The following is a 535-nucleotide window of genomic DNA, read 5'->3' as shown; positions in this document are numbered from 1 at the left end:
TCAACTAACAAAATATCGTTTAATATGGAATAAGAAACATTTTTCACTGATATAAAAGATCGTTATACATACATATTACAAACAAAAATTATTTTAACATTAATTCTTGTCGGCATTTCATGGGGCATTATTGGAGGCGCTTATCAGCTACTCCTAACGATCTATGCCGAGAGAATTTTCCACACTAACATTGGAATTTTATATACAGTTCAAGGCATTGGGCTTATGATTGGAAGCCTTCTCGTTAATCTTTATATGTCTCATAATAAAGAAAAAATGAAAAAAGTATTCGGTTGAGCCTAATTATTACAAGGAATTTTCTTTCTCGGATTCATTCTATCCGATCAACTTATTATCGGTATCGTTACTTTATTCTGTATGCGCATAGCAGGAGGAATCCTCGTTCCACTTGATACGACATTACTTCAAACTTACACACACGAAAATATGATGGGTAAAGTTTTTTCATTCCATTATTCCGTTTACGGATCTCTTATTCAGTTATCTATGTTTTTTACAGGAGGGCTGTTAGAAA

Annotated in this window: 1 pseudogene; it reads left to right on the top strand. The window is 32.7% G+C overall.

Annotated features, from left to right (window positions below):
* Positions 1-33: 33 nt before the first annotated feature.
* Positions 34-535 (top strand): annotated as a pseudogene (locus tag DN403_RS32090) (MFS transporter); the annotation flags it as partial.

It is taken from the genome of Bacillus sp. AY2-1 (assembly GCF_008368965.1).
Classification (GTDB): domain Bacteria; phylum Bacillota; class Bacilli; order Bacillales; family Bacillaceae_G; genus Bacillus_A; species Bacillus_A thuringiensis_S.
This window is presented reverse-complemented; position numbering and strand designations above follow the sequence as displayed.